This window comes from Caldanaerobacter subterraneus subsp. tengcongensis MB4 (genome assembly GCF_000007085.1).
GTDB classification, from domain to species: Bacteria; Bacillota; Thermoanaerobacteria; order Thermoanaerobacterales; family Thermoanaerobacteraceae; genus Thermoanaerobacter; species Thermoanaerobacter subterraneus.
This window is the reverse complement of record NC_003869.1, coordinates 2,258,344-2,271,183: the sequence shown is the minus strand read 5'-3', so window position 1 is coordinate 2,271,183 and position 12,840 is coordinate 2,258,344. Positions and strand designations below refer to the sequence as shown.

Genomic DNA, 12,840 nt, shown 5'->3' with positions numbered 1-12,840 from the left:
CAGGCTTTTTGCCTGCTTAATTTTAATTAAAGAAGGTGATAAATTTGCTTTTAGCTTTTGACGTGGGCAACACCAACATAGTCATGGGCGTATTTAAAGGGAAAAAGCTCCTTCACTCCTTCAGGATTTCGACAGACAAAAATAAAACTTACGATGAATACGGGATGCTGGTAAACCAGCTTATCGGTTACAACGGGATAAGTCTTACGGAAATTGATGATGTGATAATTTCTTCAGTAGTTCCACCCCTTATGAATACTCTGCAGGTCATGTCTTTGAAGTACTTCAGGACAAAGCCTATAGTAGTAGGTCCGGGAATAAAGACGGGGATAAACATAAAATACGACAACCCAAAAGAGGTTGGAGCAGACAGGATAGTTAACGCTGTGGCGGCGTACGAGCTCTACGGTGGACCTGTAATAGTCATAGACTTTGGAACTGCTACCACCTTTTGCGCGATATCAGAAAAAGGGGAGTATTTAGGAGGAATAATTGCTCCCGGGCTTATGATTTCTGCAGATGCGCTTTTCCAAAGGACTGCAAAGCTTCCGAAGATAGACCTTACAAAACCTCCCACAGTTATAAACAGAAACACTGTCGCCAGCATGCAATCAGGTATAATCTACGGGCATGTGGGAATGGTGGACTACATAGTCACGAGGATGAAGGGAGAATTTGCACCTTCTGCCTATGTAGTGGCAACAGGGGGCTTTGCAAATATGATTGCAGAGGAATCGAAGACAATAGATACAGTCAATGAAATGCTCACATTAGAGGGATTGAGGATTATATATGAGAGGAATAAAGAATAATTCCTCTCATTTTATTTTTCTAATTTTTGCAATTGTGTAAAGGAGTAGGGGGAAGAACACCTCAAACCAGAATCCCTCAAAGGGGAAACACCTCTGAAAATATGTGTACAAGCCATCCAAACTTTCGGATACATTTTCGGCTAGCGGTATTAACAATGTGGCAAGGGGGAGAAGTATAAACCTGTAATCAGTAGATTTAATGGTCTCGGCTAATCCTTTAGCAAAGAGATAGGTGAATATTACGATCTTTATATAAATTCCCATAAGCCACATGGCCATAACGAGAGAGTCAAACCTCTGGATGTAGTCGCTTATCCTTATATTTCTCACCATTTCGAGAGCTGTAAACTGAAAATTGGCAGCCGTCTTTACCCCGAATATGCCTATAGCTAGTACCCCCAGCATCATGCTCAGAGCAAGTATTCCAAGGCTTATAATTCCTCCTTTTAGAGCTTTTTCTTTTTGAGAGATATGTGGGAAGATGAAAAGTATTATCACTGTCTCCAGCATAAAAGGCGTTATGAGCACAGAACCGATTATGGGAGCCATTATCCCGTTTTCAAGTATTGGGAGAAAATTTCTCATGTCCACCTTTGGGAGGTCAAGGACTATTACAAAAGCTAAAAGAAGCATTCCAAAAGGGAAGAGCAGTTCATTCAATTTCACTATCGCGAGAAATCCCTTTGATACAGTATACATAACTGACACCATTAAAACTACGTAAAACACTATAGGTGGGGTATGAGGCATAAAAGCGTTTACCATTATTTCTATTAATTCTCTCATCACAAGGGAAATTCCGTGAAGTATAAAAAGGAGATAAAGAAAAGATATCACTTTCCCTAAAAAACTTCCTACAATTTTGTCAACATAAGAAAAAAGTATTTCTTCTTTAAACATCATTGCAAGCTTGTAGTAAAATACAAAAATACCGCTTGAGACAAGAAAGGAAATTATTACAGAAATCCAGGAGTCCTGCTTTGCAGCCAATGCTACAAAAGAAGGCAAGAATACATCTGCTGTAGATATAACTGTGGTGACAAGGAAAAATACCAGTTGTTTTGTCGATATTTTCTTTTCGCTTGTCCTTTCAAATTGTTCCATTCCTTTAAGCATATCCCAGCCCTCTGTGCCTTTTTTTATATTATTTGCATCAAAAAAACATAATATTCTCCAAAAAATGAAATAATAATCTTTGGAGGTGAAAAAATGGCTCGCAAACTGCCGGACCCCCAGTACATTCGAGACAATTACGAGTACATGTATTTGACAAAAGATTTAAAAGAAAATACTTACATCTTTAACACGCTTTTAGCTGGCAATAACGATGTGGTTTTTAGAAATATAAAAATTGGGAGGAGAAAGATACCTGCCTGTCTTATTTACATAGATGGATTGGCAGACAAGTCCTTAGTTGCCCACAATGTTTTATTTCCCCTCATGATTGAGACTCAGAAAATTGATGAAAACCCAGGAACAGGAGACGAATTTTTTGAAAGGGTAAGAGAACTCTTTGTCACTATAGGAGAGGTGAATGTAAAAGACAAGATTGGCGATGTGATGGATGACCTGCTGTCTGGAGAAACTGTCCTTTTAATCGATGGAATTAAAAAAGCATTAATCCTTTCCACAAAAGGTTGGGAAGGGAGAAATATAAGCGAATCTACTACTGAGTCCTATGTGAGGGGACCTAAAGAGGCATTTGTTGAAACCTTAAGGATTAACACTTCTATGTTAAGAAGGAGGATAAAGCACCCTGATTTTGTGATTGAGGACATGAAAATAGGAAAATACTCAAAGACAGATGTGGCAATCGCTTACATAAAATCAATCGCAGATGATAAAGTTCTTCAAGAAGTCAAAAAAAGGCTTAAGAAGATACAGATTGATGGGATAATTGACAGCGGATATATTGAGGAATTTATAGAAGATAATCCGTTTTCTCCTTTTCCCCAGATCGCTCATTCGGAAAAGCCAGACAGGATAGCCGCAGAGATTTTAGAGGGAAAAGTAGCTATAATTGTGGACGGTTCACCTTTTGTATTGACTGTTCCGGCTGTATTTGCACAATTTTTTCAGGCAGGAGAAGACTACTACGAAAGATATTTTTTGTCTTCTGCCCTCAGAGTATTGAGGATAATAGCCATGATAACAGCTCTCCTTTTTCCTTCTATATACATAGCAGAAACCACATTTCATCAGGAGATGATACCAACGCAGTTGGCCATATCAATTGCTGCCCAGAGGGAAGGAGTTCCTTTTCCGGCCCTTTTAGAAGCTTTGTTTATGGAGGTCACCTTTGAAATACTGAGGGAAGCAGGAATCAGGCTTCCAATGCAGGTAGGTCAAGCAGTGAGCATCGTCGGGGGCCTTGTGATAGGGCAGGCAGCTGTTCAAGCTGGCCTTGTCTCCCCTGCCATGGTCATTGTAGTGGCTATGACAGGTATTGCTTCCTTTGCCATACCTGCCTTTAATGTAGCTATAACTTTTAGGCTTCTTAGGTTTATCATAATGATAGCGGCAGGGACCTTGGGCTTTTTTGGGATAATAATGGTGATAATGATGGTGCTGGCTCACATGGCCTCTTTAGAATCTTTTGGGGTTCCCTATCTTTCACCAATAACCCCGTGCAGATCTCAGGAACTGACTGATGTGTTTATGAGAGTACCGTGGTGGGCAAAAATACTAAGGCCTAGAACTATACAGAGGAAAAACATAATAAGGCAGGAGGATAAAAGAGGATAATGAGAGGGAAAAAAGTTGTAGCGATGATATTAATTCTTTTGACGACTTTACTCGTTATTGAGGGATGCTGGGATAAAAGAGAGATAAATCAGCTGGCCTTTGTGCAAGGTTTGGGAATTGAAAAAGGAGAAGATGGAATGATTCACCTTGTAGTGGAGATTTTAAAACCTGGGCTTTTAGCGAGCGGCGGAGGACCTGGAGGTGGAACAGGGGGAGGAAGCGCTGTTGGAAAGCCTTACGCTGTTTTTCAAGCAAATGGAGTGGACTTTGCCAAGGCTTTTGCCAATTTAAATGACGAGCTTCCCCGCTCTTTGTTTATGCAGTATAACGAGATAATATTTTTAGATGAAAAATTTGCTAGATCAGGCATATATCAGACTCTTGACTTTATGACGAGAAATCCGGAGTTTAGAAGAACGGCGTACATTTTAGTTGTCACAGGAGGCAGCATACACGAGCTTTTTAATATTCCTTCTTCAAGTACCTTGGAAAGGTATCCTTATAAAGAAGTCCTTGGGATTATATCAAATCAGGCAAACACTTCTTCCTCTTATGTATGCGACTTAAATGAATTTATCCAGACACTGGAAATACCTAAAAAAGCCCCTATCACAGGTAAGCTTGAGATTGTAAAGAAAGATGGCAAAGCTGTGGGAGTAAGGCTTGTAGGTTCAGCAGTTTTTGACAATGATAAGCTCATAGGCTTTTTAGAAGAGCAGGATACAAAAGCTGTAACTGTGCTAATGAACAAGTTAAAAAGGAGCACTTTAACACTTGATAAAGGATTAAAAGGCGAAAAAGCTCACATCTCCCTTGTGATAACCAAAGCAAAAACAGAGATTAAGCCTGTAGTTGAGGGGGATAAAATCTCATTTAACATAAAAGTAAATGTAGAAGCTTATTTAAATGAACAGGAGACCAAGTATGACATCACAGAGCCTGAAAAACTACAGCAATTAGAAGTTATTGTGAGCAGTAAAATAAAATCTGCTATAGAGAGAGCTTTGAACATACTTCAAAAAAAATACAATGCAGATGTAGTAGGATTTGTAGAAATTCTTCACAGAAGCAAGCCTAAAGTGTGGAAAAAAGTTGTGGAAGACTGGGAAAATATTTACCCTGATATAAAATTTAATGTAACTGTTAAGACGCACATCCGCCGTTCTGGACTTTCATCCAAACCAATACATCCGAGGTGATATAGATGGCTTTTAAAATTTTGGGTTTGACTCTCTTGTTTATCTTTTTTTCTATGCTGGAAGTTCCAAGGCTTTTAAGAGAAAAAAGACTAAAAGAAGTCGTAGTGTTTTTTATATTCCTTATAGCTGGGTATGTGCTCAATCTTTTCTATGTCCTAAATATACAGATTATTCCTGCAAATCGCATAATAAGTTTTCTTCTAAAGCCTATAGAAAAATTTTGGGGGCAGTGAATCTGCCTTGAAATTTTTTTTAAAAAGTAGTAAAATTGTAATCAGTGTGAGCACAAAATGTGCACATCGGAGGTTGTGAGATGAAATTTGTAAAAGTGGGGGACAAAATAATTAATTTAAACAAACTTCACAGCATCATAGACAAGATGATTGAAATGCGGCAGAACGGTTTTTCGCAGCAAGAGGTGGCAGACCGCTTTAAAGTGGACAGAAGCTTTATATCACGTCTTGAAAATCTAGCAGAGGTAAGAAAAGGCGGAAATATTGCGGTGGTTGGTTTCCCAATAAAAAACAAGGGAGAGCTTGAGGAGCTTTTGAAAGAATGGGGGGTTAATTTTACTCTTCTCTTATCGGAAAAAGAAAGGCTTAGCATAGCTGAAAGCATGAGCGGTGCAGAGCTCTTTAACATGGTGATGGACCTTATTGCTAAGGTTCAGTCTCATGACGTGATAATATTTTTAGGGTCAGACAAGAGAAGCCAGCTTATGGAAGCCATTTTTGACAAAGACATAATAACTGTAAACATTGGACATTCTCCGCTTACAGAAGATGTGTATGTAGATCCGAAGGTAATAAAAGACATATTAGATTCTTTGAGAGGGTGAAAAAATGAAGAGGGTCGTAAGCATAAGTTTAGGGTCTTCTACTAGGAACAAAAAAGCAGAGATAGAGATTTTGGGGGAAAAGTTTATAATCGAAAGAATTGGCACTGACGGAGATTTAAAAAAGGCTGTAGAGATGATAAAAGAGCTTGACGGAAAAGTGGACGCTTTTGGTATGGGTGGAATAGACTTATATCTTTCTGCAGGAAACAAGAGGTATGTGATAAGAGATGCTCTGCCTTTAAAGAATGCTGCGAAAATTACCCCTATTGTAGATGGTTCGGGACTTAAGAATACCCTTGAAAGAAGAGTAATAAAATACATACAGCAAAAAGGAATAGTTGACTTAAGAGGGAAAAAAGTGCTTATCACCAGTGCAATGGATAGATACGGAATGGCAAAGGCTTTTGAAGAAGAGGGGGCTTCCCTCATAATAGGGGACCTGATGTTCGCACTCAATGTGCCTATTCCTTTGCATTCCTTGAGGCTTGTCTATTTTCTCTCTTTTATAATCGTTCCAGTAGTGGTTCGTCTGCCCTTTGAAATGATATATCCTACTGGAGAGAAGCAATTAAAAATGGACAGCAAAAAATATGAAAGATTTTATAAAGAGGCGGACATAATAGCAGGCGACTTTTTGTTTATAAAAAGGTTCATGCCTGAAGATTTAAAAGGGAAGGTCATAGTTACAAATACTGTAACTCCAGAAGATGTTGAAACTTTGAGGCAGAGAGGGGTTGAAATTTTGATTACCACCACCCCTAATATAAATGGGAGATCCTTCGGTACAAATGTGATGGAAGGAGTTCTTGTGGCAATAGCAGGTAAAAAGCAGGAGGAGATGACGACTAAAGATTATGAGGAGCTTTTGGACAAAATAGGCTTTGAGCCGAGAGTAGAGTATTTACAAAAAAAGGGGGGTAATGAGAGTGCATAAATTCGGCTTTATAATTCATCCTATAGAATACGAGGATGTAAGTCGCAAGTTTAAAGTGATGCAAAAATTCCCTAAATGGGTGGTGGAGGGCTTCACAAGGCTCCTTCCGCCGATGAAGGTATCTGAAATTACAGGGGTAAGAAGCGAATATGCCGAGACAGAAGGATGGTTTGTAGCGGTTCCTCTGACTTCTGAACAAATGCTTAAACTGCCTGAAGATTATGTTTTAAAGAAAATAATAAAAGCAGTAAAGATTGCTGAAAATTTAGGGGCAGAAATTGTAGGTTTGGGTGCTATGACCTCTGTTGTAGGAGATGCAGGAATTACAATTGCAAAAAATTCAAACATTGCAGTCACAACTGGCAACAGCTACACAGTAGCAACAGCTATAGAGGGGGCCATAAAAGCAGCTGAACTAATGGGCAAGGATGTAAGAGATTCTCATGTAGTGGTCATCGGAGCGACAGGCTCCATAGGGAAGGTTTGCGCTGAAATTCTCTCAAGGGATGCCAAATACATGACTTTAGTTGCGAGAAACAAAGAAAAATTGCAGAATTTCAGAGATTACCTGATGCAAAAAACAGGAATGTCTGCTCACATAACTTCAGACGTAAAAGAGGCACTTGAGGATGCTGACATAATAATAACTGTGACAAGCGCAGTGGATACTGTAATAAAGCCAGAATACTTAAAGCCCGGGGCAGTTGTATGCGATGTGGCAAGGCCAAGAGATGTATCAAAAGAAGTTGCAGACAAAAGGGATGACGTGCTTGTGATAGAAGGAGGAGTAGTGGAAGTACCGGGAGACGTAGATTTTCACTTTAATTTTGGCTTTCCACCCAAGACGAGTTATGCCTGCATGGCAGAGACAATGATTTTGGCTATGGAGGGGCGCATTGAAAATTACTCTTTAGGAAGAGACCTTACAGTCGAGCAGGTAGATGAAATAGCAAGGCTTGCAAAAAAACACGGATTCAAATTGGCAGGTTTCAGGAGCTTTGAAAGAGAAGTTACGATGGAAAAGATAGAAACTGTGAGAAAAAACGCTAAAAAGAAGTTAGAGACGTGGAAATTCGCTTAATTTGGACTTGACTTTATTTGCTACCTGGTTTATAATATTCCACATGAAAAATACACAAGCACTGCGGAAGCAGTGCTTGTGTATTAATATATTGAATACATAAAAATTTTAAACCCTACATAAGAATAAAAATACCTTTTAAAATATTTTAAGAAAAAGGAGAATGCCTATGAGCAAGCCTGTGATTTTGACCTATGAAGGACTTAAAAAATTAGAAGAGGAACTTGAGTATTTAAAAACAGTAAAAAGGGCAGAAGTAGCTGAAAAAATAAAACAGGCAAGAGCCTTTGGGGATTTGAGTGAAAACTCAGAGTACGATGAAGCAAAGAACGAGCAAGCCTTCATTGAGGGAAGAATTGCCACACTGGAAGCCATGCTTAAAAACGCAAAAGTAATTGACGAAGAAGATATAAAGCTTGACGAAGTAAGCATAGGGTGTACCGTTAAAGTATTTGATGAGACTTACAACGAAGAAGTGGAGTACACTATAGTTGGGTCGGCGGAAGCAGACCCTATGAATAACAAGATTTCTGATGAATCTCCAATTGGAAAAGCGCTTTTAGGCAAAAAGGTTGGAGAAACAATTTCTGTAGAAGTGCCTGCGGGAGTTATTAAACTCAAAATACTCGAAATACGAAGGTAAAGGGTGATGGAGGTATAATATGAGTAATTCTAATGAGAACATTTTGAATGACCTTGAGAATTTGAATGAACTTTTAAGGGTGAGAAGAGAGAAACTCAATATCTTAAGGAGCATGGGGATAGAGCCCTATGGCATAGATAGGTTTGAAAGAACTAATCTTTCCTCAGACATTAAAAACGATTACGAAAATTTTGAAGGGAAAACTGTAACTCTAGCAGGAAGGATAATGACCAAGAGGAGCCACGGAAAAGCTTCTTTTGCAGATATACAGGACAGGGACGGAAGAATTCAAATTTATGTGAGATATGATAATGTCGGAGGAAAAAACTACGAAATCTTTAAGCTCCTTGACATAGGTGATATTATAGGGGTTACAGGAGAAGTCTTTAAGACAAAGACCGGAGAAATTACTATAAACGTGAAAGACTTTAAGCTTTTATGCAAGTCACTGCAAGTTCTCCCTGAAAAGTGGCATGGTTTAAAAGACCCGGATTTAAGGTATAGGCAAAGATACGTAGACCTAATAATAAATCCAAGCGTAAGGGAAGTATTCTTAAAAAGGACCAAGATAATAAAAGCAATAAGAGAATTTTTAGACAATAGAGGATTTCTGGAAGTTGAAACTCCAGTTTTGCACACAATCGCAGGTGGAGCAGCGGCAAGGCCCTTTATCACCCATCACAACGCTTTAGACATAGACATGTATTTACGAATTGCGCTGGAGCTTCACTTGAAGAGGTTAATTGTCGGGGGATTTGAAAAGGTCTATGAAATAGGCAGAGTCTTTAGAAATGAGGGAATGGATATAAGGCACAATCCGGAGTTTACACTCCTGGAACTTTATGAAGCTTATACGGATTATCACGGTATGATGGAACTTACTGAACAGCTTTTTGCGTATGTGGCTGAAAAAGTAAATGGCAGCACAAAAATAATCTATCAGGGCACTGAAATAGATTTGACGCCGCCGTGGAAGAGAATCACCATGGTGGATGCTATAAAAGAATATGTGGGGATTGACTTTGAAAAAGTTGCTACAGATGAAGAAGCGAGAAAAATAGCAAAGGATTTAAATCTGGAGTTGAAAAAGCCTGATATGAAAAAAGGAGAAGTAATAGCACTTGTTTTTGACGAACTGGTAGAAAAGCACCTTATACAGCCTACTTTTGTCATGGACTATCCAGTGGAGGTTTCTCCTTTGGCTAAAAGAAAGCGCGACAACCCTGCTTTTACTTCCAGGTTTGAAGCTTTCATTTACGGCAGAGAAGTTGCAAACGCATTTTCAGAGCTAAATGACCCGATTGACCAGAAAGAGAGATTTTTGGAACAGTTAAGGCAGAGAGAAGCGGGAGATGAAGAAGCTCACATGATGGATGAGGACTTTATAAATGCCCTTGAGGTAGGTATGCCACCTACAGGAGGTTTGGGTATAGGTGTAGACAGGCTTGTCATGTTTATGACAGATTCTTATTCTATAAGGGATGTAATACTCTTCCCTACAATGAAACCCAAAGATTAAAAGCAGTCGCAGGACTGCTTTTAACTTTTATATGCTGGCTTTTTTTCGCAAAAAGTAATATAATTAAAGCTGTGCACAACAAAAAAGAAGGGGTATCAAAAATGATAGACAAAGAAAAGATTAAAAAAGCTGTAAGAGAGATACTTGAAGCCATAGGCGAAGACCCCGATAGGGAGGGGCTCCTTGAGACTCCTGACAGAGTAGCCAGGATGTACGAAGAAATTTTTTCTGGACTTCACACAGATGTAAAAGACGTTATAAAAATTTTCCAAGAAGATGAGCATCAAGAGATAATCCTGGTAAAAGATATTCCCCTTTACTCTATGTGTGAGCATCATCTTCTTCCTTTTATAGGTGTTGCCCATGTGGCATACCTTCCAAGAAAAGGGCGAATTTTAGGCCTTTCAAAAGTTGCTCGTATAGTAGACGTTTTATCAAAAAGGCCTCAGCTCCAAGAAAGGCTCACTAGTGAAATTGCGGATACCATAATGGAAGCCGTCAATCCTTTGGGAGTTGCTGTTGTCATAGAGGCAGAGCATCTGTGCATGACTATGAGGGGGGTTAAAAAGCCGGGCTCTAAAACTGTTACCTCTGCCCTAAGGGGAATATTTAGAACGGACCAGAAAGCCAGAGCGGAAGTGATGGCTTTGATAAATTCCAAGAGATAGGGGGAAGGCTATGATTTTAAAGTGCAGGGATAAGACTTTAGAGATTGGCAAAAGGACCTACATAATGGGTATTTTGAACATGACTCCTGATTCCTTTTCAGACGGAGGCAAATACAATACTTTGGAAAAAGGGATTGAAAGAGCTTTGCAGATGATTGAAGAGGGAGCAGATATAATAGATGTAGGAGGAGAGTCTACAAGGCCCGGATACACTCCTGTCGATGAAGAGGAAGAAATTAGAAGGGTTATACCTGTAATCGAAAGGCTTTCTAAAATTTCAGATGTGATAATTTCTGTGGATACTATGAAGGCGAATGTAGCTTTAAGGGCGCTGGAGGCAGGAGCCCATATAGTAAATGATGTGTGGGGGCTTCAGAGAGACCCCAAGATGGCAGAAGTAGTTGCCAAATATAAAGCAGGGGTTGTCATGATGCACAACAGCAATGTGGCTGAGTACGGCGATGTAGTAAAATCTATCATAGAATTTTTGAAAAAGAGCATAGAAATTGCTGAGAAAGCTGGAATTGAAAGAAACCAGATGATAGTTGACCCTGGCATAGGCTTTGGAAAGACTTTAGAGCATAATTTGGAAGTCATGAATCGCCTGGAGGAATTAAAAGTTCTGGGACTTCCTGTCCTTTTGGGTACTTCCAGAAAATCTATGATAGGCAAAGTCTTAAACGTAGATGTAGAGGATAGATTGGAGGGGACAGCGGCGACTGTAGCTGTGGGAATAGTAAAAGGAGTGGATATAATAAGAGTCCACGATGTAAAAGAGATGTCAAGAGTAGCTAAAATGACTGATGCGATGGTGAGAAGATGACAGAGGTATACCTTTCTTTGGGTTCAAATTTAGGAGATAGAGAAAAGTATTTAAAAGAGGCGGTCAAAAGGCTTAAGTCAAATAAAAACATAGTTTTAAAGAAGCTCTCTCCCATATATGAGACAAAGCCTGTAGGATATTTAGAACAGGACAATTTTTTAAACGCTGCAATTTTAATAGAAACAGACCTAACGCCCTATGAACTTCTAGATGTCACTACAAGTATTGAGGCAGAACTCAAAAGAGAGCGCACAATAAAATGGGGACCCCGAACCATTGACATAGACATTCTTTTGTATGATGGACTTATTCTAAATGATGAGAAGCTAACTATTCCTCATCCTCACATGTGGGAAAGAGCTTTTGTGCTGATACCATTAAGGGATATAAATCCTTCATTGAGTAAAAACGGTTTATCCATCGATGAGTTGATACAAGGCCTTATAGACAAGCAGGGCGTATGGCTCTACAAAAAGGATTGGTGTGGAGAGGTGTAAAAAGTGAGAGTTACAAAAATATTTACCTTTGACAGTGCCCACAACCTTGTTAATTACCATGGGAAATGTGAAGAGTTGCACGGCCATACTTATAGGTTAGAGGTCACAGTTGAGGGCTATCCTGATGAGGAAGGAATGGTTTTGGACTTTGTAAAGCTAAAAGAAATTGTCAATGAAAAAATTATAAAAAAGCTTGACCACAAATATTTAAATGAAGTGCTAGGCTTTAACACAACTTGTGAAAATATACTCCTGTGGATGTGGAAGGAATTAGAAGGAGAACTCAAAGGACCCAATTACAAACTCTACAAGCTTACTCTCTGGGAGACTCCAACCAGTTTTGCAGAAGTTACAGCAGAGGATTTGAAATGAGGGTTTATGATGATTATTAAAAATCCGATAATAAAAGGGAAATTCATAGAAAGGTTAAATAGATTTGAAGCCTATGTTGAAATAGATGGCATTAAAACCCTGGTTCATGTCCCAAATACAGGGCGACTGAAAGAGATCCTCGTAAAAGGGGCAGATGTGCTTTTAGAAGTGAGAGAAAAAAAGGGGAGAAAAACTCCTTATGAGCTTGCCTTTGCCTATAAAGGGAAAAGGCTTATATCAATTGATTCTCAAGTGCCAAATAAAGTGTTTCTGGAGAGCATAAAAAAAGGGATAGTTGAAGAGTTTAGAGGATATGAACTGGTGGAAAAGGAAAAAAGCTTTGGGAACAGTAAATTTGACATAAAACTTACAAATGGAAAGGAAATTTGCTACATAGAAGTGAAGGGTGTTACTTTGGAGGTAGATGGAGTAGCCAAGTTTCCTGATGCGCCGACAGAAAGAGGTAGAAAGCATTTAAAGGAGCTCATAAAAGTCAAAGAAGAAGGGATGAGAGCGGCAGTTGTTTTCTTAATTCAAATGGATGACATCAAATACTTTACTCCAAATGACGAACAGGACCCTCAATTTGGACAATTTTTAAGAGAAGCTTTCACAAAAGGCGTAGAAGTTTATGCCTATACCTGCGATGTGGGAGAAAATTTTATTAATTTAAAAAACAGGGTACAGGTAGTGCTGTAACCCTGTTTTT

Annotated in this window: 15 protein-coding genes; 14 read left to right on the top strand and 1 reads right to left on the bottom strand. The window is 39.1% G+C overall.

Going from position 1 to position 12,840, the window contains the following annotated elements:
* Window positions 1-44 precede the first annotated feature (44 nt).
* Entirely contained in the window at window positions 45-812 is a 768-nt protein-coding gene (locus TTE_RS11390; RefSeq protein WP_009611077.1) for a type III pantothenate kinase, read from the top strand.
* Window positions 813-818: 6 nt separating this feature from the next.
* Here the strand turns inward: TTE_RS11390 and TTE_RS11385 are convergent, their stop codons facing one another.
* Window positions 819-1,928 carry a GerAB/ArcD/ProY family transporter gene (locus TTE_RS11385; protein ID WP_011026414.1) on the bottom strand — a complete coding sequence of 370 codons (1,110 nt, stop codon included), beginning with the start codon at window positions 1,926-1,928 and terminating at the stop codon, window positions 819-821.
* Between the two features lie 93 nt (window positions 1,929-2,021).
* On the opposite strand from TTE_RS11385, the gene TTE_RS11380 reads away from it, so the two are divergent.
* The 13 genes from TTE_RS11380 (at window position 2,022) to sfsA (ending at window position 12,830) form a co-directional block, all read left to right on the top strand.
* On the top strand, window positions 2,022-3,557 hold the full coding sequence (locus TTE_RS11380) for a spore germination protein (RefSeq protein WP_009611076.1): 1,536 nt from the start codon (window positions 2,022-2,024) through the stop codon (window positions 3,555-3,557).
* Window positions 3,557-4,756 carry a Ger(x)C family spore germination protein gene (locus tag TTE_RS11375; protein ID WP_011026413.1) on the top strand — a complete coding sequence of 400 codons (1,200 nt, stop codon included), beginning with the start codon at window positions 3,557-3,559 and terminating at the stop codon, window positions 4,754-4,756. The genes TTE_RS11380 and TTE_RS11375 overlap by 1 nt, the downstream gene beginning before the upstream one ends.
* Window positions 4,757-4,761: 5 nt before the next feature.
* A complete protein-coding gene (locus TTE_RS11370) occupies window positions 4,762-4,989 on the top strand; it encodes a hypothetical protein (RefSeq protein WP_011026412.1) in 228 nt (75 codons plus the stop codon).
* A gap of 80 nt (window positions 4,990-5,069) precedes the next feature.
* Window positions 5,070-5,594, top strand: a complete 525-nt coding sequence (locus TTE_RS11365; protein WP_011026411.1) for a transcriptional regulator — start codon at window positions 5,070-5,072, stop codon at window positions 5,592-5,594.
* Window positions 5,595-5,598: 4 nt separating this feature from the next.
* Window positions 5,599-6,528: a hypothetical protein gene (locus tag TTE_RS11360; RefSeq protein WP_009611072.1), complete on the top strand. Its 930-nt coding sequence runs from the start codon at window positions 5,599-5,601 to the stop codon at window positions 6,526-6,528.
* Entirely contained in the window at window positions 6,521-7,609 is a 1,089-nt protein-coding gene (locus TTE_RS11355; RefSeq protein WP_041587372.1) for an NAD(P)H-binding protein, read from the top strand. Before TTE_RS11360 ends, TTE_RS11355 begins: the two co-directional genes overlap by 8 nt.
* Window positions 7,610-7,778: 169 nt before the next feature.
* Entirely contained in the window at window positions 7,779-8,252 is a 474-nt protein-coding gene (gene greA, locus TTE_RS11350; RefSeq protein WP_011026409.1) for a transcription elongation factor GreA, read from the top strand.
* Between the two features lie 19 nt (window positions 8,253-8,271).
* Window positions 8,272-9,771 (top strand): lysine--tRNA ligase, encoded by a 1,500-nt coding sequence (gene lysS, locus TTE_RS11345; RefSeq protein WP_009610316.1) that lies wholly within the window; start codon window positions 8,272-8,274, stop codon window positions 9,769-9,771.
* A 101-nt stretch (window positions 9,772-9,872) separates the two neighbouring features.
* Window positions 9,873-10,439 (top strand): GTP cyclohydrolase I FolE, encoded by a 567-nt coding sequence (folE, locus tag TTE_RS11340; protein ID WP_011026408.1) that lies wholly within the window; start codon window positions 9,873-9,875, stop codon window positions 10,437-10,439.
* 10 nt (window positions 10,440-10,449) lie between these two features.
* Entirely contained in the window at window positions 10,450-11,262 is an 813-nt protein-coding gene (folP, locus tag TTE_RS11335) for a dihydropteroate synthase (protein WP_009610305.1), read from the top strand.
* Window positions 11,259-11,759, top strand: a complete 501-nt coding sequence (folK, locus tag TTE_RS11330) for a 2-amino-4-hydroxy-6-hydroxymethyldihydropteridine diphosphokinase (RefSeq protein ID WP_011026407.1) — start codon at window positions 11,259-11,261, stop codon at window positions 11,757-11,759. Before folP ends, folK begins: the two co-directional genes overlap by 4 nt.
* Before the next feature lie 3 nt (window positions 11,760-11,762).
* Window positions 11,763-12,131 (top strand): 6-carboxytetrahydropterin synthase QueD, encoded by a 369-nt coding sequence (gene queD, locus TTE_RS11325; RefSeq protein WP_011026406.1) that lies wholly within the window; start codon window positions 11,763-11,765, stop codon window positions 12,129-12,131.
* Between the two features lie 9 nt (window positions 12,132-12,140).
* Window positions 12,141-12,830 carry a DNA/RNA nuclease SfsA gene (gene sfsA / locus TTE_RS11320; protein ID WP_011026405.1) on the top strand — a complete coding sequence of 230 codons (690 nt, stop codon included), beginning with the start codon at window positions 12,141-12,143 and terminating at the stop codon, window positions 12,828-12,830.
* Window positions 12,831-12,840: the final 10 nt, after the last annotated feature.

Excerpts from the sequence above, each read along its gene's own strand:
- TTE_RS11385 (WP_011026414.1), bottom strand. The coding sequence starts at position 1,928 with ATGCTTAAAGGAATGGAACAATTTGAAAGGACAAGCGAAAAGAAAATA.
- TTE_RS11380 (WP_009611076.1), top strand. The coding sequence starts at position 2,022 with ATGGCTCGCAAACTGCCGGACCCCCAGTACATTCGAGACAATTACGAG.
- TTE_RS11375 (WP_011026413.1), top strand. The coding sequence starts at position 3,557 with ATGAGAGGGAAAAAAGTTGTAGCGATGATATTAATTCTTTTGACGACT.
- TTE_RS11370 (WP_011026412.1), top strand. The coding sequence starts at position 4,762 with ATGGCTTTTAAAATTTTGGGTTTGACTCTCTTGTTTATCTTTTTTTCT.
- TTE_RS11365 (WP_011026411.1), top strand. The coding sequence starts at position 5,070 with ATGAAATTTGTAAAAGTGGGGGACAAAATAATTAATTTAAACAAACTT.
- TTE_RS11360 (WP_009611072.1), top strand. The coding sequence starts at position 5,599 with ATGAAGAGGGTCGTAAGCATAAGTTTAGGGTCTTCTACTAGGAACAAA.
- greA (WP_011026409.1), top strand. The coding sequence starts at position 7,779 with ATGAGCAAGCCTGTGATTTTGACCTATGAAGGACTTAAAAAATTAGAA.
- lysS (WP_009610316.1), top strand. The coding sequence starts at position 8,272 with ATGAGTAATTCTAATGAGAACATTTTGAATGACCTTGAGAATTTGAAT.
- folE (WP_011026408.1), top strand. The coding sequence starts at position 9,873 with ATGATAGACAAAGAAAAGATTAAAAAAGCTGTAAGAGAGATACTTGAA.
- folP (WP_009610305.1), top strand. The coding sequence starts at position 10,450 with ATGATTTTAAAGTGCAGGGATAAGACTTTAGAGATTGGCAAAAGGACC.
- folK (WP_011026407.1), top strand. The coding sequence starts at position 11,259 with ATGACAGAGGTATACCTTTCTTTGGGTTCAAATTTAGGAGATAGAGAA.
- sfsA (WP_011026405.1), top strand. The coding sequence starts at position 12,141 with ATGATTATTAAAAATCCGATAATAAAAGGGAAATTCATAGAAAGGTTA.